Source organism: Flavobacterium daejeonense DSM 17708 (genome assembly GCF_000425425.1).
Taxonomy (GTDB): domain Bacteria; phylum Bacteroidota; class Bacteroidia; order Flavobacteriales; family Flavobacteriaceae; genus Flavobacterium; species Flavobacterium daejeonense.
The window spans coordinates 195622-219820 of the sequence record NZ_AUDK01000002.1 but is presented as its reverse complement, the minus strand read 5'-3'; the positions used below and the strand labels follow the sequence as shown (position 1 = coordinate 219820).

General features: G+C 37.8%; 16 protein-coding genes. 15 read left to right on the top strand and 1 reads right to left on the bottom strand.

Annotation, left to right across the window (positions count from 1 at the left end):
• Nucleotide 1: 1 nt before the first annotated feature.
• Complete coding sequence (locus H599_RS0102820; protein WP_026712728.1) at nt 2-2242, bottom strand: fasciclin domain-containing protein; 2241 nt, start codon at nt 2240-2242, stop codon at nt 2-4.
• 541 nt (nt 2243-2783) lie between these two features.
• On the opposite strand from H599_RS0102820, the gene H599_RS0102810 reads away from it, so the two are divergent.
• From H599_RS0102810 to H599_RS0102740, 15 genes are all read left to right on the top strand, one after another.
• Nucleotides 2784-3521, top strand: coding sequence for an SDR family NAD(P)-dependent oxidoreductase (locus H599_RS0102810; protein WP_026712727.1), 738 nt, complete (start codon nt 2784-2786; stop codon nt 3519-3521).
• 148 nt (nt 3522-3669) lie between these two features.
• Nucleotides 3670-4668, top strand: coding sequence for a GntR family transcriptional regulator (locus tag H599_RS0102805; protein ID WP_026712726.1), 999 nt, complete (start codon nt 3670-3672; stop codon nt 4666-4668).
• Between the two features lie 3 nt (nt 4669-4671).
• Nucleotides 4672-6153, top strand: coding sequence for a xylulokinase (locus H599_RS0102800; protein WP_026712725.1), 1482 nt, complete (start codon nt 4672-4674; stop codon nt 6151-6153).
• A gap of 15 nt (nt 6154-6168) precedes the next feature.
• A complete protein-coding gene (gene xylA / locus H599_RS0102795; protein WP_026712724.1) occupies nt 6169-7494 on the top strand; it encodes a xylose isomerase in 1326 nt (441 codons plus the stop codon).
• 373 nt (nt 7495-7867) lie between these two features.
• Nucleotides 7868-8980, top strand: a complete 1113-nt coding sequence (locus H599_RS0102790; protein ID WP_081810492.1) for a PKD domain-containing protein — start codon at nt 7868-7870, stop codon at nt 8978-8980.
• Nucleotides 8981-9036: 56 nt separating this feature from the next.
• A complete protein-coding gene (locus H599_RS0102785; protein ID WP_245600477.1) occupies nt 9037-10404 on the top strand; it encodes a glycoside hydrolase family 88/105 protein in 1368 nt (455 codons plus the stop codon).
• A gap of 17 nt (nt 10405-10421) precedes the next feature.
• The gene (locus tag H599_RS0102780; protein WP_026712721.1) at nt 10422-11777 is read left to right on the top strand and encodes a sulfatase family protein; all 1356 of its coding nucleotides are present in this window, start codon (nt 10422-10424) and stop codon (nt 11775-11777) included.
• A gap of 149 nt (nt 11778-11926) precedes the next feature.
• The gene (locus H599_RS19105) at nt 11927-13384 is read left to right on the top strand and encodes a glycoside hydrolase family 28 protein (RefSeq protein WP_035141069.1); all 1458 of its coding nucleotides are present in this window, start codon (nt 11927-11929) and stop codon (nt 13382-13384) included.
• Nucleotides 13385-13463: 79 nt separating this feature from the next.
• Nucleotides 13464-17093, top strand: a complete 3630-nt coding sequence (locus H599_RS0102770) for a DUF4450 domain-containing protein (protein ID WP_026712720.1) — start codon at nt 13464-13466, stop codon at nt 17091-17093.
• A 1-nt stretch (nt 17094) separates the two neighbouring features.
• Nucleotides 17095-18165: a glycoside hydrolase family protein gene (locus H599_RS0102765; RefSeq protein ID WP_035141067.1), complete on the top strand. Its 1071-nt coding sequence runs from the start codon at nt 17095-17097 to the stop codon at nt 18163-18165.
• 10 nt (nt 18166-18175) lie between these two features.
• Nucleotides 18176-20308 (top strand): hypothetical protein, encoded by a 2133-nt coding sequence (locus H599_RS0102760; protein ID WP_026712718.1) that lies wholly within the window; start codon nt 18176-18178, stop codon nt 20306-20308.
• Nucleotides 20309-20695: 387 nt separating this feature from the next.
• Complete coding sequence (locus H599_RS0102755) at nt 20696-22474, top strand: rhamnogalacturonan lyase (protein ID WP_211253733.1); 1779 nt, start codon at nt 20696-20698, stop codon at nt 22472-22474.
• A gap of 346 nt (nt 22475-22820) precedes the next feature.
• Complete coding sequence (locus H599_RS0102750; protein WP_026712716.1) at nt 22821-23243, top strand: VOC family protein; 423 nt, start codon at nt 22821-22823, stop codon at nt 23241-23243.
• A complete protein-coding gene (locus H599_RS0102745) occupies nt 23243-23518 on the top strand; it encodes a helix-hairpin-helix domain-containing protein (protein ID WP_026712715.1) in 276 nt (91 codons plus the stop codon). The genes H599_RS0102750 and H599_RS0102745 overlap by 1 nt, the downstream gene beginning before the upstream one ends.
• Nucleotides 23519-23662: 144 nt before the next feature.
• Nucleotides 23663-24058 (top strand): hypothetical protein, encoded by a 396-nt coding sequence (locus tag H599_RS0102740; RefSeq protein ID WP_155960731.1) that lies wholly within the window; start codon nt 23663-23665, stop codon nt 24056-24058.
• The last annotated feature ends 141 nt before the right edge of the window (nt 24059-24199 follow it).

The following is a 24199-nucleotide window of genomic DNA, read 5'->3' as shown; positions in this document are numbered from 1 at the left end:
TTTATTGCTGAGGTTTAGGGAATTTAAGATAGTTATCTACTAAATGAATTAAGGATCTATCCGCTAAGTTATTACTACTGGCCAGAATAAAATTAGCCGCTGGATTTCCACCTGAAGAAGCTTCAGGTGTACCATCTTTAAAAGACAATGAACCTCCTGAACTCGCTATATTCACATAAGTTTTTTCTCCAAATTCATCTTTCCTTAAGGTTTCACGTAAACCGGTAACCAATCCGTCATTTGAAGCTGTTGCGTTAACAATAATATGGTAACGGATAAAATCAGCCACAACATCTCTTTCTCCTGCAGTTCCGGGATTATTAGAAGCCGGAAGTTCCCCATCTAAGACTGCTTTGGCAATAGCTGCGTTATTAGGAACTACAAAAGTACAGGATGTACCTAGTTCAATTCCCTCAATTTTCCCTGTAGAACTGTTATAGACTGAAGAATTTTTTAGATACTGAAAAAAACTATTAAACTCAGTATTTGAAGTTGCCAAACGCTCAATTACTTTACCTTGCAAACCAGGATAATCGATAGAAAATTGTGGTACATTATCAATGTAATAAGCTGTTCCGTTTTCCTGAACATCACTACCTACTATATTAGCATAAGTACCTTTCTCAATATTACCTGCCGCCTGAATTCTATTATTGTCATATCTGATGTATTCCCCCGGAAGATCATAATCTCCTGTGCGAATTACTCCTGAAGAATTCGCAATATTATCCAATTCCCCATTAGGTGTATAAACAATACAGTTATATAATAATCTTACCAATCGGTTTCTTGCTGCTGTAGCTCCGTCAGCTGTTCCATTAGAAGGATTCACATAAACCCATTCCTGACGAAGTGAATTATACTCAAAACCTAAACCTCTTAAAACATTATCCGAAGGCAAGAAAATAGTGAATTTTTGATGAATATTACTAATCATATCTCTATACCCCGAACCATCATTAAAAATTCTGGTTGCAAAAGAATATTTAGGATCTAAATAAGCCGAAGTATAAACACTATAAAACAAATCGGAATGTTGAACTTTACTTGAACCATAGAAGAATCCATTACTCAACACTTTTTTATCGGTAATATCAGTATTGATATTGAATCTTAAATCTTCTTTTAAATAATTATTATAATCTCCGAATTTGGAAGGCCATGCGGCCCCCTGAATCATATGAGCATTTATGAAATCCTGAAAAACATAAATTGGCAACTGAGCTATGTTATCAAAATGCTTCAACAACACCGTATCTATAAATTCTTGTAAAGCATTATTTTCAGGCACAATCATAGTGTAAGCTTCCGATTGACCATCATTATCTTCCGCTTTTAAATAATTCTCATTATTAGGAGCAAAAGCAAGGGTTGGATCATAAACTTTCACAAAGACATCATCTGGCTGTCCTGTATAATTGCGATAAGCTGTTGTTGCTGTCTGATCAAAAACATACTTAACTAAGTAATCTTCCATTATACTTCGAAAGGTGCTATAATTAGAATTCCCTTCTAAGTATTGGTCTAAATTTAGTTTTGGTAGATTTACCTGATCTACCTCATGAATCACTCCATTTTCAGCAACAATATCTGCCTCAGTAACCTTTCCTTCAAAAAGATTCAAACCGGTATATTCTGCACCAGGATAAAAGAAATTGAAATCATTTGCAGTCAAACCTCGCTCTGTAAAATAATCTTCAGCAAAATAAGTCACATACTTATTATTATTATCTCCTGAAACATAATAAGATGCTCCATTCCTGTTAGAACCTACTATTATTTTAGGTTGGCCATTGATTGTTTTTGAAACAAAGCCATCGTAAAAAGCTGTTCTTCTTCTGAATGCGCTATTCTCAATCCATCCTCTTGAGGATTGATAATCTGAAAGTTGATCTTCTCTAAATTTATTATAAACTAAGGCATATTTTACAATTTTAGAAGCTGTAGCTGCATCAATTGCGCTTACATCAGCAATTCCGTTGTCCTGAAAATATTTTGCAAATGCAGCATCATTAGGCGCAAACATCGTCCAATAGCCTGATTTACTTAAAATATCCTTATAACCTGCTTTCTCAATTAAAGCAGTAAAGTTCTTAAAATTCCCCCTGGCATCCAGTTGTTGGTAAATAGGATCTTCCAGATAATCCGGACGCCCATAGAACTCATTAAAAGCGTCTCGGCTACAACTGGCAAATAGAGCCAGCAGCGGTAGAATTAATAAATAGTTAAATTTTCTCTTCATTATTTGGTTAGCTTTATAAAATGGTGAATAAATTAATTTGTGTTTTTTTTAACTTTTCAAATTTATAGGTTCAACTTTTTACATCTATCCTGCACTATCCTGTTTTTTATTATATATATAAAAAAAAAACATAATAAATACACACAACACATTCTTTATGTTATTATTTTAGCAATAGCAAATCCTCTATATTTATTGAAACTAAAGCATATTGCTAACATATTGTTAAAAATCAAAAAGCCATGTATATCAAATTAACACTTATTTTATATTTTTTTAGAAAACTTCAGTAAACAACAGGATAACATCTTTAACACTTTGTTTACATTCTTTTTTTGTAAGATTAAATGCTTTAAAAACATTCAGCCTAATAAACACTAACATTATTTTTTAATCTTCGACCAATCCAAAAAAAAGTAAAAAGCTAAAAATCAAACCACTACACCAAATAAATTTCAAGCATAAACCCGCACAACAACAGAAAATAATTATCCATAAAAAAAATCAACTATTTTTGACATAAAATCTAAACAACACACAAATGAAGACAAAAACAGCCATTGTAACCGGAGGAAACTCAGGCTTGGGTTTTGCCACTGCAAAAAAATTATGCGATAACGGAATTAAGACTTATATAATAGGAAGAACCAAAGACAAAACCGAAGCAGCCTGCTCCGAAATAGGCTCAAATGCTATTCCGGTTATTTTTGACTTAAATAATCTGGAAGGAATTCCTGATATGATTGCCGAACTTTGTAAAGAAGCTCCAATAGACATTCTGGTTAACAATGCGGGAATCAATTTAAAAAAAGAATTCACCGATGTTACTGACGAAGATTTTCTATCCGTGATTCACACCAATCTCTTAAGTGTTTTTGCTGTAAGCCGTGAAGTAGTAAAAAACATGAAAACACAAAATAACGGAAGTATTATCAATATCAGTTCTATGGCCTCGCAATACGGAATCCCAAAAGTCATCGGATACTCAGCCAGCAAAGGAGCTATTGAAGCTATGACCCGAGCTATGGCAGTCGAATTAGCACAATTTGGAATTCGTGTTAATTGTATTGCTCCGGGATTTATCAAAACTAAAATGTCAGCCAAAGCACTGGACACCGATCCGGAAAGAAAAAACAAAGTTTTAGGACGAACTCCTATGGGATTTTTAGGAGAACCGGATGATATTGCCGACGCCGCCTATTTCTTTGCTACAGCTGAATCTAAATATGTAACCGGAACTATCCTGCCTGTTGATGGCGGAAACAGTATTGGTTTCTAAAATAATTTCTCTAACGAAGTACAACAGCTTTAAACTCCAGCCTCATTTCTTTTTAGAAAATGAGGCTGATTTTTTTTTTTAGAAATTTTCTAAAAATATTTTTTAAAATCAAAAACTAATCTATATTTGCATACCGGAACAGAACAGCATGGGAAAATCATTTAGCTTTACAATCAATCACGACAGTGATACTCCAAAGTATCAGCAACTCGTGGACGCTATTAACAATGCGATTGCCGAGAACATTTTAGCCAAAGGAGACCAACTTCCTTCAGTAAACAACATTTGCATCAAAAACAAATTATCAAGAGACACTGTTTTCAAAGCCTATTCTTATTTAAAAGAACAAAAGATCATCGATTCTGTACCGAACAAAGGCTATTTCGTAGCTGGCGAAACCCGAAAAGTACTTTTGGTTTTAGATACTTTCAAAGCTTACAAAGAAGTACTTTATCATTCTTTTGTAAACAATCTGGCCGAAAATATTATTGTTGATGTGCAATTCCATCACTATAACATAGACAACTTTAAAACTATTATCAACAATAGCATTGGAAAATACTATAAATATGTAGTAATGACTTTTGATCATAAAGAAATTGCTCCTGCCCTTACAGTTATTTCAAATGAAAAACTATTATTAATTGACTGGAACATTCATTCTAAATCTAAAAACAATTATGTTTTTCAGGATTTTGGAAAAGCCTTTTATCAAGCCTTAAAAGAAGGTGAAAGCTTTTTTAAAAAATATTCTGAAATCGTTTTTGTGTATCCAACATATACTTTTCACCCAAAAGAAACACTAACTTATTTTAAAAACTTTTGTAATGATTTTAATTTCAAATATAAAATCAGTACCAATCCAAAAGATTTTACTATCGAAAAAGGAATCGCCTACATCAGTGTCAGCGACCGGATTTTAGGAAACTTTTTGGAACAGTGTCGGGAAAAAAATTTAGAACCCGGAAAAGATGTTGGCTTTTTATCCTACAACGAAACCCCGATGAAGAAATTCATCTACAAAGGAATTTCGGTAATTACCACCGATTTTGAAGCTTTAGGAAGCAAATCGGCGGAATTCATCAGCAATGAAGAACCAATGCAACTATACATACCAACAAAATTAATTTTACGCGAATCATTATAAATTATGTATTACATAGGATACGATCTGGGAAGTTCCTCCGTTAAAGTCGCCATCGTAGAAGCGGCAACAGGAAAAAAAATCATTAGCCTTAATGAACCGGCTAACGAAATGGAAATTATTGCTTATCACAAGGACTGGGCCGAACAGGATCCTGAAATGTGGTGGGAATATTGCTGTATAGCTACCAAAAGAGCCATCAAAGAAGCCGGTATTGATGCTTCCAAAATAACCGGTGTGGGTATTTCCTATCAAATGCACGGCCTGGTGGTGGTTGATAAAGAAGGGAAATCACTGCGTAATTCCATCATTTGGTGCGACAGTCGCGCTGTTGAAATTGGCGACCACGCTTTTGAAGAAATCGGAGAAGAACAATGTACTTCTCATTTGCTGAATTCTCCCGGAAATTTTACCGCATCCAAATTGGTTTGGGTCAAAGACAACGAACCTGAAATTTACAATCAAATTTATAAATACATGCTTCCGGGTGATTTCATTGCCTTTAAGTTAACCGGCGAAATCAACACCACCAAAAACGGTCTTTCGGAAGGTATGCTTTGGGACTATAAAGAAAATGAAGTTGCCGAATGGCTTTTAAGATACTATGGAATAGATTATTCTCTAACGCCGACAATTGTAGAGAATTTTACCAACCAATGTTTTTTAGACGAAAAAGGAGCTGCTGCATCCGGTTTACCTGTTGGAATTCCGGTGGTTTACCGTGCCGGTGACCAGCCAAATAACGCCCTTTCGTTAAACATTTTAAAACCGGGTGAAGTCGCTGCAACAGGCGGAACATCCGGAGTGATTTATGCGGTTACCGATCAGTTAAAATCCAAAGAATCTTCCCGAATTAACAGTTTTGTACATGTAAATTATATGCAATCAAAACCAACCGTGGGGAAATTATTATGTATCAACGGATCGGGAATTCAATACCGCTGGCTGCGCAATCATTGCGGATTAGATTCTTATGAAAATATGAATCAAAAAGCCGAAGAAATCGCTGTAGGTTCTGACGGCGTTATGGTGATTCCTTTTGGAAACGGCGCCGAACGTATGTTTAACAACAAAACCATCGGCAGTCATTTCCTGAATCTGAACCTCAACAAACACAGCCACGGACATTTGTACCGCGCCACACTGGAAGGAATTGCTTTCTCATTTGTATATGGAATGGAAATTTTAAAAAATGATAACGCTCAAATCAACGTTATTCGTGCCGGAAACGACAATTTATTCCGCTCCGAAATTTTCTCAAATACGGTTGCCACACTCATTGGTCACGAAATAGAAATTTACAACACCACCGGAGCCGTAGGAGCAGCGAGAGCCGTTGGTTTAATCGACGGCGATTACGAAACCTTTGGTAACAATATCATCAAAAACGACCACGTCATGACTTATATGCCTTTGCAAAACAGTCAACCCTATCTGGAAGCCTATCAAAAATGGAAAAAAGAATTAGAATACATTATAAACAAATAACTAAAAATAAAAAAAATGGCACTAATCGGAAACAAAGAATACTTTAAAGGTATTGGAGAAATTAAATTTGAAGGGGCAGCATCAGACAATCCTTTAGCATTCAAATATTACAACCCGGAACAAATTGTAGCCGGAAAAACGATGCGCGAGCATTTCAAATTTGCAATTGCGTACTGGCATACTTTCTGCGGACAGGGTTCGGATCCATTTGGTCCCGGAACTCAAAATTTTGCATGGGATCAGGCTAATGATTCTATTCAGGCAGCTAAAGACAAAGCAGATGCTGCCTTTGAATTTATCACAAAAATGGGTTTTGATTACTACTGCTTTCACGATGTAGATTTGGTAAGCGAAGGAAATTCTCTATCCGATTTAGAAAATAATTTGGCTTTAATCACAGAATATGTTAAAGAAAAGCAGGCTGCTTCCGGGGTAAAATTGCTTTGGGGAACTGCCAATTGTTTTTCGCATCCGCGTTACATGAACGGAGCCTCTACTAATCCTGACTTTAAGGTTTTGGCCAGAGCCGGAGCTCAAATAAAATTAGCAATGGATGCTACAATTGCTTTGGGTGGTGAAAACTATGTATTCTGGGGAGGTCGTGAAGGTTATATGTCATTACTAAATACGGATATGGGACGCGAACTGGACCACATGGGACAATTTTTGGCTAAAGCCAGAGACTACGCCCGTGCACAAGGATTCAAAGGAAACTTCTTCATTGAACCAAAACCAATGGAACCAATGAAACACCAATACGATTTTGATTCGGCTACAGCAATCGGATTTTTGCATAAATATGGTTTGGAAAAAGATTTCAAAATCAACATCGAAGTAAACCACGCAACATTGGCGCAGCATACTTTCCAACACGAAATTGAAGTAGCTGCCAATGCCGGAATGTTAGGAAGTTTGGATGCCAACCGTGGTGATTACCAAAATGGTTGGGATACAGACCAATTTCCAAACAACATTCAGGAAATTACCGAAGCCATGTTGGTATTCTTAAAAGCTGGCGGATTGCAAGGCGGAGGAGTTAATTTTGATGCTAAAATCAGAAGAAACTCAACCGATATGGAAGATGTATTCTTAGCTCATATTGGTGGTGCAGATACTTTTGCAAGAGCCTTACTAACTGCTGACAAAATTATTTCTTCTTCACCTTATGACAAATTAAGAGCCCAACGATACAGCTCATTTGATTCCGGAAAAGGAAAAGATTTCGAAAACGGAAAATTAGGTTTAGAAGATTTATACAAAATCGCTCAGGAAAACGGAGAATTGCAATTGCAAAGTGGTAAACAAGAGCTTTTTGAAAACATTATTAACCAATACATCTAAAAATTTTTCTTTTAAAATTACCAAAAATACCCCGGCAGCAATGTCGGGGTATTTTTTATTACTCCATTTCAAAATTAATTTTCATAAAAGCAGGACAGTACAGGATTCTAAATAAAAAAAACAATAGTAATATTGAATAGTTCAAAAATTTACAACAAATTCTTTTTTTGAATAGTTATAAATTTAGTTTTTAGTTTAGTTTTAGTGTGAGTTTTTTAGTTCTAAGCCCTGGCAACTGTTAGGGCTTTTTTTAATAAAAACCACTTTTTTAAAAGGAATTTAAAAACTGCTTTTTGACAATGCTGCCAAAATTTATGATATTTTTGAGTCAAAACAACGGTCTCTTTAAAGAAAAACAAATCTAAAAAACATCATGATTAACTTACGCCAGACATTCTTTTACCAAGCCCTGAAAAATAAATTTCTGCTGTCCTGCTGTGCCGTTTTAGCTATTATTTTTCAAATAAAAGCACAAGACAACAGAAGTTTTCAAATTTTTCAATTTCCTGCCAATAAAATCCCGACGATTGACGGAAATACAGACGATTGGAAAATAGTTCCCAAAAATTACGTTGTGGGCATGAATGAATTATGGGATGACAGCGGCAAACAACCGAAAGCCGATCCTAAAAATCTGGATATTAGTGTAAAAGTAGGCTGGGTAAAAGGACTCAATCGTTTGTATTTTCTCTATGAAGCCTATGATGATTATTGGGATTTTTCTTTGTCCGGATTACATAATGACACCTTTGAACTAATAATCGATGCCGATCAGTCCGGTGGTCCGTTTATTGATCGTTTTCACCCAAATAAAAGCCTGACCAATACGATGGAGGCTTATTTTTCCTATCATGGCGTTCATGCACAAAACTATCATATTTTTACTCCCGCCGTAGAAAAAGACTGGACGATGGTTTGGGGCAGCCAGCCTTGGATTAAAAATTTACCTTATGCGAATGCTGCTTATCATTACGATTTCAAACCGGGACAGGCTGGAAAATTAACGCTGGAATTCTGGATTACTCCTTTTGATTATGCAGGTAATGATCCTGCCAGAGCTATAGAATCTGTTTTAGAAGAAAACAAAAACGTCAGACTTTGCTGGGCAGTAATCGATTATGACGATGTCAATAAAACCGAAAATAATGGTTTTTGGAACCTTTCCAAAGAACACACTATGTACGGAAATGCTTCTTTCGCTTTACCTTTTAAACTAATGCCTTTGGAAGCGCAATTCAAAAAAGAAATTGAAGCCAAATGGACGCATAAAATCATCAATATGGAAAAACGGGAAATCGCTTTTATAGATAAATCAGAAGGAGAAATCAACTCCTGGAATTGGGATTTTGGTGACGGAATCACTTCCTCTGAACAAAATCCAATTCACCAATACAAAGATGCCGGAAAATATATTGTAATTTTAAAAATTCGTGGTCCAAAAGGCGAATCTAAACTTTCAAAAGTCTGGGATGTAGCCGTAAAATGACCAACAAAAATTAATATCAACAAAAACAACTATCAAACCATTAATACCAAACCAAAATGAAAACCACCTTAATTACCCGCGGAATCAAAACGGTTGTAGCTTCAGCTATGATTAGCATTCCTTTTAACGCTTCGGCACAAAATCCTGTAAATGATGCCACTACTCCACTGCATCTCTTACAACCTGATTATCCTACCCCTTACGGAGCCAAAACTCCTCAGGAAATCAAAGCTACAATAGACAAAATATACAATTTCCTTGAAAAAACAACTCCGGCGGGATTAATCAATAGTAAAACCCAACAACCCTTTACGGATTTAAAAAAGCTGGACGAAAACAGCATTTTTACGCCGGGAACTTTCCGACTGACCAGCTACGAATGGGGTGTAACCTATGCCGCTATGCTCTTAGCTACCGAAGCAACCGGAGATCAAAAATATGCCGATTACACCAATAAACGCCTACAATTAATGGCTGATATTGCTCCTTATTACAAAAAACAACTGGCTAAAAACAATAAATTTCCTTCACCAATTCACGGCTTTTTAATGCCACATGCTTTAGATGACGGCGGTGCTGTTACTGCTGCCATGATTAAAGCACAACGAGCCGGATTAAAAGCGGATCTAAAACCTTTGATTGACCATTTCATGGATTATATCAGCAATAAGGAATTTCGCTTAACCGACGGAACTTTAGCCAGAAACAGACCGCAACCGAATACCTTATGGCTGGACGACATGTTTATGGGCGTACCTGCTTTGGCACAAATGGGTAAACTAACCGGAGATGTAAAATACTATGATGATGCGGTAAAACAAGTGAAGCAATTTTCCGAAAGAATGTTCAACAGTCAAAAAAACTTATACATGCATGGCTGGGTACAATCGATGGAAGAACATCCTCAATTTCACTGGGCTCGTGCCAATGGCTGGGCCGTGATGACTTTAGTCGAATTACTAGAAGTATTACCAAAAGACCACCCGGAATACAATATAGTTTTAAACCAATTAAGAGCACATATCAAAGGATTGGTTGCTTATCAGGACGGAACCGGTTTTTGGCATCAGTTAATTGACCGCAATGATACTTATCTGGAAACATCGGCAACAGCAATTTATGCTTATTCCATTACAAGAGCCATTAACAGAGGCTATATTGACAAAGCCGCTTATGCTCCTGCAGCATTATTAGCCTGGAATGCCGTAGCTACCAAAGTAAACGACAAAGGTCAGGTAGAAGGCACCTGCGTAGGAACCGGAATGGGATTTGATCCTGCTTTTTACTACTATCGCCCCATCAATGTTTTTGCCGCACATGGTTATGGTCCGGTAATTTTAGCCGGTTCAGAGATTATTTTGATGCTTAAAAACAACGAATTCGAAATTAACGACAGTTCATTACAATTAAAAACCCGTAAATAATCTTAAAAATACATTTCATGAACAGACTCATCATCAGTAGCCTTGTCTTAGTCAACTCGTTTTTATCTTTTGGTCAATCAATGGATTCTCCCAAGAGGCCTAATTTCGTAGTAATCGTTGCTGATGATGCCGGCTGGAATGATGTGGGCTATAACGGTTCGGAAATTCATACCCCGAATATTGACTGGTTGGCCAAAAACGGAACCCAACTCAACCGCTTATATGCCGCTCCAACCTGTTCCCCTTCCCGAGCTAGTTTCTTTACCGGAAGACCTTCCAGCCGTATGGGGATTGTAGCTCCGATAAGCGATAAAAGTAATTTAAGTCTGCCAAATGATGTTACCACTTTACCGCAGGCTTTGCATCAGCAACATTACCAAACTGCTTTATTTGGCAAATGGCATTTAGGACTCAATCCGTCCAGCGGACCAAAAGCCTATGGTTTTGATTATTCTTATGGCTTTTTGCACGGACAAATTGACCAATACAGTCATGAATATAAAAACGGCGACCCAAGTTGGCATCGAAATGGTGTTTTCATCACCGAAGAAGGCCATGTAACCGATTTAGTAGAAAAAGAAGCCATCAACTGGTTGAAAACCCAAAGAAATTCAGACCAAAATTTCTACATCCAATTGAGTTACAGCGCCCCACATTTTCCTTTACAGGAAGAAGAGAAATGGAAAAAACCTTATCTAAAAACTATCAAAAACAAATCCCGAAGAGATTATGCCGCTGCTATGTCGCATTTGGATTATAGCATTGGACAAATATTAAAAACTTTAAAGCAACAGCATTTAGACCAAAATACCGTTGTTATTTTCATGAGCGACAATGGTGCAATGGAAAACTGGATTCCGGGTAATCAGTACCAGGGAAGACATGCCGCTAATGACGTTTTAGGAAGTAATTTCCCTTTGCGTGACTGGAAAACTACCAATTATGAAGGCGCTGTAAGAGTCCCTGCAATTGTCTATTGGAAAAATAAAATAGATCATTCGCTGAACCAAAATTATTTTTCAGTAAATGATTTAATGCCAACCATTTTAACTTTGGCCGGAGCCAAAACCATTCCGGCAACAGTAGAAGGAAAAAACATTTGGAATGCCATTAAAAATAATGATTCTATTTCAAATCAGCAAATTTACATCAGGGGACATTTACAAGAAAGCATTATAGAAAAACCCTGGAAATTAATCCGTACCCGACACAAAAATGCACCAACAGTTTTCGAACTTTTTAACCTCGAAAAAGATCCTGAGGAAAAAGAAAACCTGATGCTGTCACACCCAAATATTGCAACTAAATTACAACAGGATTTAGAAATTCAGTTTAGTAAAGATGCTAAAGAAGTCAATCTGGGCATCGAATAAAATCATTAATCCGCTATTCGAAAATCATAATAAAATTATCCAAAACTATCTCAATTTTATCCATTCAAACATTTTTAATCAAAAAACAGACCAGTACAGGATAGTTTTTAGAAAGGAAATAAAGATTTTCGGAAATAAAACCCATTCAAATGAAAATCGCTCCCCTTTTTTTAAATATATTGTGTTGCTTATTTTTTTCCTGCAAAGAAACTGCTCAAATTACTAAAAGCAAATCCAATTTTGAACCCGAATGGATTAACAAAGTTGGTGCAAAAAAAAATACTTTCAGTCCAAAAATCTATTATACTAATGATTTTGGTGCAGTAAATGATGGCGTAACACTCTCCACAAAAAGCATTCAAAAAGCCATCGACGAATGCAGTAAAAATGGCGGTGGAACCGTCACTTTTAAATCTGGAAAATATCTGATTGGTTCTTTATTTATAAAAGAAGGCGTTCATTTTAATGTTCCGGAAAACGTGACACTTTTAGGAAGTGAAAACATAGCTGATTATCCGGAAATTGACACTCGTGTTGCCGGAATTGAGATGAAATGGCCGGCAGCTTTAATCAATGTTTTAGACCAAAAAAATATCACTTTGGATGGCGAAGGAACTATTGACGGACAGGGGAAAGTCTATTGGGATTATTATTGGAATTTACGTAAAGAATACGAAGCCAAAAATTTACGCTGGATTGTAGATTATGATGCCAAACGCCCGCGAACTATCTTAATTTCTAATTCCAAAAATGTATTTCTTAAAAATTTAAATATTCAAAGAGCCGGCTTTTGGACCGTTCAGGTACTGTATTCCGAATATGTTACCGTTGACGGCATCAAAATCAGAAACAACATTGGCGGACACGGTCCAAGTACCGATGGTGTAGATATCGATTCTTCCCGATGGATTTTGGTTCAAAACTGTGACATCGATTGTAACGACGATAATTTTTGCCTCAAAGCAGGTCGTGACTGGGACGGACTGCGTATCAACAAACCAACCGAATATGTCGTGGTTCGCAATTGCATCGCCCGTCAGGGAGCTGGTCTATTTACTTTAGGCAGCGAAACTTCCGGAAGCATTCGTCACGTTTATGCTTCGAATATTCAAGGTTTTGGAACCAAAAACGGACTCAACATTAAATCAGCAACCAATCGGGGAGGAACGGTGGAAGACGTTTATATGGAAAACATCAAAATGGAAAGTGTAGGCACTTTTATCACAATTTCGATGAACTGGAATCCGGCTTACAGCTATTCCAAATTACCTGAAGGTTATACTGAGGAAAGTTTGCCACCACATTGGAAAAAAATGCTCACCAAAGTCGAACCGGAATCTAAAGGAATTCCAACATTCAAAAATATCTACTTAAAAAATATCGACATCAAAGGCGCTAAAAAAGCCATTTCAGTAAGCGGATTAAAGGAGTCAATTGTGGAAAATGTCCATCTAAAAAACGTTCATATTACAGCCCAAACCGCCGGAAGTATCAATTTTAGCCAAAATTGGTTTTTAGACGATGTAAGCATAAATGCCTTAGATAATTCGACACTAAAAATTGAAAATTCCACGAATGTAGATTTTTCAAAAGTTGCAAACAGATAATAAAAAATAAAGCCACGAATTCACTATGAAAATTATAAATAACACTCATGAATTAGCGGCAAAAAACAATTATTTTATAATGAAATCCAAAATCTCTATTTCCCTGTTACTTCTTTCTCTTTCTATATCTAATTTGTCTGTTCAAAGTCAAAATTTATGGCACGGAGAAAAACGAAAAATCCATTACAGCCCGGAAGGGAAAAGTTTTGTTTTACAAAATGGCTCCCGAAAATTCAATCGTGCTTTATACGGAAGTAACACCGCTTTTAGAGTGGAAGCCGGAGATTTACCGGAATTTGCCCTATACATGCCGGGAATGGGAGGCAATTTCAAACTGGGAATTAGTAATGGCAAAAACAGCAAATGGATTAACGAAGCCAGCAATATTAGCACCAAATACACACCGGGAACGGTTGAATATTTGATAAAAGACAGCCTTCTTGAAAATGGTTCTTTAAGTATTCAAATTGTAGCTTTGAACGACAGCGAAGGATTTATTATTAAAATTTCAGCAAACAATATATCTAAAACCAGCTCCTTATTTTGGGCTTTTGGTGGTGCCAGTGGCAAAAAATTCTCCCGAAATGGAGATATTGGTGGTGACCCGGAATCTGTTTTTTATTTGCATCCTGAAAATTGCATCAACAATCAATACCAAATAAGCAAAAACAGTTTTACACTTTCTTATGGGTCTGAAAGCAGTAAAAAAATAACCGAAAACAATCAAAATCTTACCGGAATATTCCCAGATTCCAAAGTACAAATATCAAGTGCTAATTTTCTAAAAAATCCTTTAGAGAATTGGGCTTCAAAAACAGATTCGGCTCCGATGCTGATTGGTCAATTAAATGAATTTTCGAAAAATGGAGATTATTGGCTAATTGAAAACATCAAAAAAGTTGAAAATGCAACTCAAAAAGGGCTAGCTGAAAAATTCCAAAAAGCGCTCCATCAAAGTGAAACTTTAGCCAACCGAATCAAAGTCAACACCCCTGATCCTTACATTAATACTTTGGGGGGCGCACTGGCGATGGCTGCTGACGCTATATGGGAAAATCCGGCTTATTTGCACGGTGCTATTGCCTGGAGAATGTACCTGAATGCCTGGCGAGGCGCTTATGTTGCCAATCCTTTGGGCTGGCATGACAGAGCCAAAACCCATTTTGAAAGCTATGGAAATTCTCAGGTTATCGAACCGGAATCAGGCCCTGTTGTACCAGATACAACCCGCAATTATGCCCGTCAACTCGAAAAAATAGGCACTTCAATGTTTAGTAGTGGCTATATTAGTCGCAATCCAAACAAAAACACCGTCGCTCATCATTACGATATGAATTTGGTTTTTATTGACCAATTAATTCGACATTTTAAATGGACGGGTGATAAAGATTTTCTCAAAAAAATGTGGCCCGTAATCAGCAGACATCTGGCTTGGGAAAAGCGAAATTATGATACAGACGGCGATGGCTTATATGATGCCTACGCAGCTATTTGGGCCAGTGACGGTCTGGGTTATAGCGGCGGTGGCGTGGTTTACACCTCAGCTTATAACTATTACGCAAATAAAATGGCTGCCGAATTAGCCAACATTATAGGCGAAGATGGTTCGGCCTACGCCAAAGAAGCGCAGCATATTTATGATACCATTCAGCAAAATTTATGGCTCAACAACAAAGGTACTTTTGCCGAATACAAAGATCTTTTGGGCAATCAATTAACACATGATACTCCGGGAATTTGGAGTATATACCACACGTTGGACAGCGAAGTAGCCAATCCATTTCAGGCTTATCAGGCTTTGCGATACATTGACAACGAAATTCCGCATATTCCGGTTCAGGCTGAAGGTTTGGATAAAAACAATCTGGAATTAATTTCAACGACCAATTGGCAACCTTACACCTGGTCTGTAAACAATGTGGCATTGGCTGAGATATTACACACTTCCCTCGCCTACTGGCAGGGCGGACAAGCCGAAAAAGCCTACCAACTTTGGGAAAGCGGACTCATTGAAAGTATGTATTTGGGAGCTTGCCCGGGCGGATTTGAACAGTTGTTATTTCAGGATGCGATTCGTGGCGAATTGTACCGTGACTTTGCCGATCCTGTGGGAATGACAGGAAGAACTTTAGTAGAAGGACTTTTTGGGATTCAACCCGATGCTTTAAAAAATACTTTAACTATCCAACCGGGATTACCAAGAGCTTGGAATGAGGCTTCGTTGGAAATTCCGGATGTTGCTTTTACTTTTGAAAGAAAGAACAATACCGACGGCTATCAAATTACTCCTCATTTTTCAACAAAAATGAATCTAAAATTAGTCGTTAATGCAACACATGAGAACATCAGCAAAGTCACTGTAAACGGTAAGGAAGTTTCCTGGAAACCAATTGAAGGAACGGTTGGAAACCCAAAAATCAGTATCGAAAGTCCTTATGCAGATAAATACCAAATCGAAATTATTTGGAAAGGCGAAAAACCTGAAAAAATCAGCTCTGATTTTAGCATTTGCGAAGGCGAAAAACTCAACATAAAAACCCAAAAAGCAACTATTTTAGAAATCAAAGACAGTCAAAATTGTTTGGAACAAATCAACCAAAAAAATCAGGAAATAGCTGCAGTTTCCAATGGTTTAGGTAATAAATCTTTCTTTATCAAACTACAACAAAAAGACATGATTTGGTGGCAGGCGATTGATCTAAAAATCAATCCTAAAATAGCAATTGTTTCGAATGAAATAAAATCTGAAAAAGTAATTTTGACATTTAAAAATCATTCAAATTCTAGCTTAAAAGCTTCCTTTGTTGTTAATCAAAATACAAACAACACAAATACAATTTTCGAAGCAAATTCAGAAAAAACTATTGAAATTCCCGTAAACCAATTGCATTCCGGAACCAACCAAATCGAGCTAAATTGGGATAACGGAACCAAAACCAAACTGACTTTTACCAATTGGGATATTGCAAGCCTTCCAAAAACAAAATGGGAGACTATAAAACTAGACGGAATTTTCAATGATAAAGTGACGAATATTTTTGAAAATAAATACCTCAGCCCAAGAGCGCAATCGCCTAGTTTGCAAATCCCTACTCAGGGCATTGGTAACTGGTGCTACCCTTTTATAAAACCTGAAATTGACGATTCAGGATTAAGAAAATTAGCAGGAATTAAAAACCAAATTACGAGTCCGCAGGGAGTTCCCTTCACAACAGCTTCATTGGCTACCGAAAAAAATATAGCCTTTGTATCCCAATGGGATAATTTCCAAAAAAGCATCAGTATTCTCCTTTCGGGAAAAGCTTCTCAGGTCTATTTGCTGATGGCAGGAACTACCAATCCGATGCAAAGCCGTTTTACCAATGGCGAAATAATTGTAACTTACAGCGATGGAAGCAGCGAAAAACTGGAACTGAAAAATCCGGAAAACTGGTGGCCTATTGAGCAGGATTATTATACCGATGGCTATGCTTTTACAACTAATGCTCCAAAACCGCCAAGAGTCTATTTAAAATCAGGAATCATTACCCGAGATTTCAATGACTTCAAAACGATTAAAGGTTTTAGTGATTTTGGTGTGGAAGGCGGTGCCGGAACGATTCTTGATATTCCATTGGACAAAAATAAAAAGCTAAAAAGTCTGGAAATCAAAGCCGTTGCTAATGAAGTATTGATTGGAATAATGAGTCTAACATTAAAAAGAGACTAAAATGAACAGAAAAGAATTTATAAGCAGTACTTTGCTGGCTTCTCTGGCAGCTATGCTTCCTGTACATGCGCATGATTTTTTGACTTCTGACAAAGAACCCAAACTTTCTGATTTTGCCAAAAGTTTAACGCCTGTGGGGCGTGCTTTGGAATTGGAAGACTATTACGTTTGGTGCAATAGTCCCCTTGAAGGACCGGATGGAAAAATCCATGTCTTTTTCTCCCGCTGGCCTAAAACTAAAGGAATGGGCGGCTGGATTAACAGTTCTGAAATTGCCCATGCCGTTGCCGATAAACCCGAAGGTCCTTACGAATATGTGAGTACCGTACTTGCACCAAGAGGTCCCGGTTTTTGGGATGCTACTACCTGCCACAACCCAAGTATCCATTATGTAGATGGAAAATATGCCTTATTCTTTTTAGGAAATTCCAATGGAAAAATGAACAGCAAACGCATCGGATTAGCAACCGCCGATTCTCTTTATGGTCCCTGGAAAAGACCCGATGAACCTTTACTGCTTCCGGGAAAAGAAGGCGAATGGGATGATTTATTGACTACGAATCCTTCTTTTATCAAACATAATGGTAAGTATTGGCTATATTACAAATCATTGGACACCGAAGGTTATGTACATCCAAAATTTGAAATCAAAGGCAATCGAAAATACGGTCTGGCTATTGCTGATTCACTTGAAGGCCCTTATATCAAATACGAAGGCAATCCTGTAGTTGATTTCCATAAAATGGGCAATAATCAGCAATGCGAAGATGCCTATGTATGGTATGAAAACAGCAAATTCAAAATGATTGCCCGCGACATGGGCGTTTTTGGCATGGACAAAGGTTTGTATCTGGAATCCAAAGATGGTAAGCATTGGTCGAAACCACAAATTGGCTATCAGGAACTCAGCAAATACATTGAGCAACCGCCTGCTCCCAAACATTTAAACCGATACGGCAGAGTCGAAAGACCACAACTCTTATTTCAAAACGGAAAACCTACTTATCTGTTTACTGCTTCACAAGGCGGAAAATATGAAACGGCTTCCGCTTTTATTTTTAAAATCAATTAAATTATAATTTATGCAAAAATTATTAATCAGCCTCTCTTTATGTTTGCTGCTAACCACAGCAAAGGCACAGCAAAAAATTGACCGAAAAGCCGTTGTAACCAGGCATAATGTCAATATTACCAAAATTGACACCTTAGCTTCTTTATCGGTGGGCAACGGAACTTTTGCTTTTACCGTTGATGCCACCGGATTGCAAAGTTTTCCCGACTATTATCAGGCGGGAGTCCCTCTGGGAACCCAATCGGAATGGGGTTGGGACGCCATTCCAAATACAGAAAATTACAAATTTGAGGAAACCCTTCGAAATTTTGAACAACATGGCAGACAGGTTCCTTATTCTATGCAACAAAAATCACCGGAACATGCTGCAAAAGCTGTGGAATATTTCCGTGCCAATGCGCATCGTTTACAATTGGGAAATTTAGGTTTTGAATTGTACAAAAAAAATGGAGCTCTGGCTCAACCGTCAGACATAAAAAACATTAAACAAATGCTGAATGTATGGACGGGAGAGATTGAAAGTTCATTTACATTTGAAGGAACACCAGTAAAAGTCTGGACAGCTTCTCACCAAGAAAAAGATGTTATTGGTGTAAAAGTAGCCTCCGATTTGATGAAAAAAGGACAACTAAAAATTCGTGTTCGAATCCCTTTTCCAACGATGAAATGGGGTGATAACGGCAACCTTTGGAAAGCTGATTTGGCTTATACCAGCACCCTTTCCAACAAAAGCAAAAATGAGGCGATAATCAATCATAAAATGGATTCCATCACTTATAACATTGGTCTAAAATGGAAAGGGAACGCAAGTATTGCCAAAAAAGTAGCGCATTATTTTCTTTTGACTCCAGCCAAAAGCAACAACTTTGAATTCAGTTGCGAATTTGCTCCGGCTCATAAAGGAAATCTAAACATTCCGGATGTTGCAGCGGTGCAAACAAGCAGTATTTCAGCCTGGGAAAAATTCTGGAAAAGCGGCGCTGCCGTTGATTTTTCGCAATGTACTGATGCCCGCGCTTTCGAATTGGAGCGCAGAATTGTATTATCACAATATTTAACCAAATTACAATGTACCGGAACAGAGCCTCCACAGGAAACCGGATTGACCTATAACAGCTGGTACGGAAAACCACACTTAGAAATGCATTGGTGGCATGGCGTACATTTTCCTTTATGGGGCAGAGCCAATCTATTAGAAAAAAGCCTGCCTTGGTACAATAAAGTGTACAATAATGCCAAAAAAATTGCCGAACGTCAAGGATTTGATGGCGTAAGATGGCAAAAAATGACTGACCCGGATGGTAACGAAGCACCATCATCCATTGGAGCCTTATTAATTTGGCAACAGCCACATTTCATTACTTATGCCGAGTTGATGTATCGCGACCACAAAGACAAAGCCACTTTAAATTTATACAAAAAACGCGTTTTTGCCACTGCCGATTTTATGGCTTCTTTTGCTTATTACGACAAAGAGCAAAAAAGATACATTTTAGGACCAGGCGTAATTCCGGCGCAGGAGCGATTTGTTGCTGCCGAAACTTACAATCCAACCTATGAATTAGCTTATTGGAATTGGGCTTTAAATACCGCTTTAGAATGGAAAAAACGATTAGGTGAACCGGAAGTTGCCAAATGGAAAGACGTGGTAACTCAATTATCTAAATTACCGGTTCAAAACAATGTGTATCTGGCTACCGAAAGCGCCACCGATTCTTATACCAATCCGGAATATAAAACCGATCATCCTTCTGTTTTTGGGACATTTGGTATGTTGCCGGAAACGACTTTATTGGATAAAAAAATCATGAGAAATACTTTTGATTTGATTTGGGACACCTGGTCGTGGAAAGAAACCTGGGGCTGGGATTTCCCAATGACAGCGATGACTGCAGCCCGATTAGGAATGCCGGAAAAAGCAGTTGAGGCCTTGTTTATGGACGTACAAACCAACACTTATTTGGTTAACGGACACAACTATCAGGAAGGTCGTTTGCCTATTTATTTACCTGGTAATGGTGGAATCCTAACAGCAGTTGCCATGATGTGCGCGGGTTGGGATGGTACTACCGAAAACAATCCGGGTTTTCCAAAAGATGGTAAATGGAATGTAAAATGGGAAGGTCTTGAAAAGATGTTTTAAAGGGTAACTTCTTTCATATATAGAAAAGCCACCCCGCCCGTTGGGCACCCCTCCAAAGGAGGGGAAGTCTCGTAATTTCCTCTCCTTTGGAGGGGTGCCTGAAAGGCGGGGTGGTTTATTTGCTATTGCTTATGTTAATTACATTAAGCTTTAGCCGAATGAAACTAAATCCTGAGAGTTTTTGATTCTCAGGATTTTTTTTAACAAAAAAACTTCCTTCCCATTAAACATTTTCACTTTTTTGCAGTCAAACGGTATAAAAATTGATAAATACAGTTTTTTCTATAACCAAACCAACAAAAAACCATGAAAACCCATTGGAATAAAAATCTCATTCTGCTATTCATTTTTCAACTATCCAGTTCTTTATTATTTAGTCAAAGACAAATGGAAAAACTGGACCGCGGACTCATCGCAGTCAAAGAAAAAGGTCATTTCTACATTAGTTGGCGTGTTCTGGGCACCGACCCTGATAATGTAGCTTTTAATTTGTATCGAAAAAGTAGCAACAAGGCTCCTGTTCGTGTCAACGAAAAACCCATTAGCGGCGCAACCAATCTGATCGATGAAAAAGCAAATCCCGCCGAAGAAAATACCTGGTTTGTAAAAACAGTGCTGAATGGTGTTGAAAAAGAAACCAAAGGAAATTTTAGCCTGGCAGCTAATAGTCCCGATAAAAACTATTTATCCATTCCGTTAAAAGCCATTCCGGGCTATACTCCCAACGATTGTTCGGTAGGAGATTTAGACGGAGACGGCCGCTATGAACTTGTGGTTCACATGACCGGAAAAGGAGCCGACAATTCGTTTACCGGATTGACCGACCCTCCTGTTTTTCAGGCTTATACCCTGGAAGGGAAATTTTTATGGGAAATTAATTTAGGGAAAAACATTCGCGAAGGCGCTCATTACACTCAATTTATGGTCTATGATTTGGACGGTGACGGCATAGCTGAATTAGTTTGTAAAACCGCCGATGGAACAACAGATAATACCCAAAATGTAGTAGGAGATGCCACCAAAGACTGGAGAGATTTGAATCCGAAATCAGGAACTTTTGGGAAAATTTTACAAGGACCGGAATACCTTTCGGTTTTTGACGGAAAAACAGGAAACCTAGTGACTACTGTTCCTTACATCCCCGAAAGAGGAAATATTGGAAAATGGGGCGGCAAAGGCGGCAACGGAAAAAATGACAATACCGGAAACCGTGTCGATCGTTTTACGGCTTGTGTGGCTTACCTGGACGGTATACACCCAAGTGTGGTTATGTGTCGCGGTTATTACGGTCGTATTGTGATGGCAGCTTTTGATTTTAAAGATAAAAAACTGACTTCGCGATGGGTTTTTGATACAAAAGACGGCAGTAATCCTTATTCCGGAATGGGAAATCACGGACTCTCGGTTGCCGATGTCGATAACGACGGAAAAGACGAAATTATTTATGGTTCGATGGTGGTTGATGACGACGGAAAAGGATTGTACACTACCGGATTTCGTCATGGCGATGCGCTTCATGTAAGCGATTTAGATCCTGAAATTCCGGGTCAGGAAGTTTTTGGGGTACACGAAATCGAAGAAGGCACTAAAGGTCCCGGAGTTACTTTGTTTTCGGCTGCGGATGGAAAAGTGTTGTTTACCGCAGCTCCTAATGAAGATGTAGGTCGTGGCGTAGCCGATAACATTGATGCAACGCGAACAGGCGCTCAAATGTGGTGGTCCGGTTCCAAAGGTTTGTATGACATCAAAGGAAATAGAATTGGCGATGCGCCTCGCTCTACCAATTTCTTAATTTACTGGGATGGCGATGCTTCGAGAGAAATTTTAAACGGGAACTATATTGACAAATATGGCACAGGCAGAATCTTTACCGCCGAAGGTGCCCGTTCTAATAATGGAACCAAATCTACTCCTGCCCTTTCAGCGGATATTTTAGGCGACTGGAGAGAAGAACTTATTTTAAGAAGTAACGACAACAGCGAATTGCGTATTTATTCTACCACGATTCCAACTACAATTAGGCAATACACCTTAATGCACGATTCCCAATACCGACTGGCGATTGCCTGGCAAAATGTAGGCTACAACCAGCCGCCACACACCAGTTTTTATATGGGAACCGGAATGAAAGCAGCTCCAAAACCGAATATTAAACTAGTTCCTTAATAGTTATTATTTAAAGATGCTTTCCAAAAAGCTTCTATCAAAGTGCAGTTTGTCACTCCGACGAAAGAAGGAGTCTCATTATGTGATTTGCTTTGCCTGTTCGAGCAAAGCTCTTGAGTCTCCCTTTGGTCAAAATGACACTCGAGACTAAGACAACTTTTAAATATATTTTAAAAAGCACAGCTAATACCGTGTTTTTTTGTATGAAAATGTTTTTATTTATTTTAGCGAAATAACAAAAAACAGCAACAATCTACCTAAATTTGGGTGTATAGGCGCTAATTGATAGCGGTTATAAACAAGTTAGTGGCAATTATACAGACAGACACATCAAAAACAATAGACAATGCGACAAAAATTGAATTTAATAACACTTGGAACTGACGACTTTGAAAAATCGTTAGACTTTTACGAAAACGGACTTGGTTGGAAAAAATCTGATAAAAGTATGGACGGCTTGGCTTTGTTTGACTTGGGCGGAATCATTTTGGCATTGCACCCAAGACACGAACTTGCGGACGACACGACATTGACATATCAACCGACAACATTTTCGGGACTAACTATTTCGCACAACACAAAATCGGAAAAAGATGTGGACGAAATTTTAGAAAAGGTTGCGAAACTTGGTGCGACAATCGTAAAACCTGCACAGAAAGTTTATTGGGGCGGTTACAGCGGTTACTTCAAAGACCTGGACGGACATTTGTTTGAAGTTGCTTACAATCCGTTTTGGAAACTTGACGAAAACGACAACGTAAAACTTTAATGACAGCAACGCAGACAATAAAAGCATTGACAATAATTCCGGGTGTTGGAAAATCTATTGCGACTGATTTATACAACATCGGCATTAGACACATTGACAACTTAAAAGGCAAAGACCCAGAAGTGCTTTACGACAATTCAAACCTTTTTGCAGGTTGCGTTCAAGACAGGTGTTTACTTTATGTTTTTAGGTGTGCCGTATATTTTGCAGAAACACCGACAAACATACAATACAGCGAAAAACTAAAATGGTGGAATTGGAAAGACAAAAAATAACTGCCACTACACGGGTTTTGCGTCAGGCGGGCTTACGTGCAAACTTGGAGCTTTGTGCTTCTATTCAAGTTCAGTGCTGGCAGACAGTTTTGTGCTCCGAAACCAGCCCGAACGCAAAGCCAGAAACCGTTATGCGCAACTAATATGAATTACTACGTTAAAATAATTTTAATCTTAATTTTTTATTTCATAATAAATCCTATTCTCGTTGGTGTTTATTTAGACATTTCTGGCTTGCCGGGTGGGAATGTAGGAATGTTGCCTTTATTAATTTTAATTGCGGTTATTATCACTATTCCGATTTCTTTACTCATTCTTTATGTGATAAGACTAAGAAAAGCAATCGAAATCGGTCAGTCAATAATGGTGAATAATTTTATTTACATTACTGTTCTTGTTTATTTTGGAATTAATCCATTTTATAGTGAATTGGGGCAAGAATATGCAAAACTTGATTTCATAATTCTTTTGATTTCCTTAATATCTTCAGTAATATCATTTGTAGTTTTTAAAATATTTAATAAAGTTGGCAGCACATAACCCCATCTCGTGCGCGAAATGAAATTCAGCGAAGCTAATCCTTTCGCATTCGAAATAGCAAATTTTCACGCAGATTTTGCAGATTTCCGCAGATTAAATAATATTCTTCTCAAATCTGCCAAATCTGCGTGCCATTGTATT

Bases quoted from the DNA above. Each gene is read 5' to 3' on its own strand.
- H599_RS0102770 (WP_026712720.1), top strand. From the start codon at position 13,464: ATGAAATCCAAAATCTCTATTTCCCTGTTACTTCTTTCTCTTTCTATA.
- H599_RS0102765 (WP_035141067.1), top strand. From the start codon at position 17,095: ATGAACAGAAAAGAATTTATAAGCAGTACTTTGCTGGCTTCTCTGGCA.
- H599_RS0102820 (WP_026712728.1), bottom strand. From the start codon at position 2,242: ATGAAGAGAAAATTTAACTATTTATTAATTCTACCGCTGCTGGCTCTA.
- H599_RS0102805 (WP_026712726.1), top strand. From the start codon at position 3,670: ATGGGAAAATCATTTAGCTTTACAATCAATCACGACAGTGATACTCCA.
- H599_RS0102790 (WP_081810492.1), top strand. From the start codon at position 7,868: ATGATTAACTTACGCCAGACATTCTTTTACCAAGCCCTGAAAAATAAA.
- H599_RS0102780 (WP_026712721.1), top strand. From the start codon at position 10,422: ATGAACAGACTCATCATCAGTAGCCTTGTCTTAGTCAACTCGTTTTTA.
- H599_RS19105 (WP_035141069.1), top strand. From the start codon at position 11,927: ATGAAAATCGCTCCCCTTTTTTTAAATATATTGTGTTGCTTATTTTTT.
- H599_RS0102740 (WP_155960731.1), top strand. From the start codon at position 23,663: ATGAATTACTACGTTAAAATAATTTTAATCTTAATTTTTTATTTCATA.
- H599_RS0102760 (WP_026712718.1), top strand. From the start codon at position 18,176: ATGCAAAAATTATTAATCAGCCTCTCTTTATGTTTGCTGCTAACCACA.
- H599_RS0102750 (WP_026712716.1), top strand. From the start codon at position 22,821: ATGCGACAAAAATTGAATTTAATAACACTTGGAACTGACGACTTTGAA.
- xylA (WP_026712724.1), top strand. From the start codon at position 6,169: ATGGCACTAATCGGAAACAAAGAATACTTTAAAGGTATTGGAGAAATT.
- H599_RS0102745 (WP_026712715.1), top strand. From the start codon at position 23,243: ATGACAGCAACGCAGACAATAAAAGCATTGACAATAATTCCGGGTGTT.
- H599_RS0102800 (WP_026712725.1), top strand. From the start codon at position 4,672: ATGTATTACATAGGATACGATCTGGGAAGTTCCTCCGTTAAAGTCGCC.
- H599_RS0102755 (WP_211253733.1), top strand. From the start codon at position 20,696: ATGGAAAAACTGGACCGCGGACTCATCGCAGTCAAAGAAAAAGGTCAT.
- H599_RS0102785 (WP_245600477.1), top strand. From the start codon at position 9,037: ATGAAAACCACCTTAATTACCCGCGGAATCAAAACGGTTGTAGCTTCA.
- H599_RS0102810 (WP_026712727.1), top strand. From the start codon at position 2,784: ATGAAGACAAAAACAGCCATTGTAACCGGAGGAAACTCAGGCTTGGGT.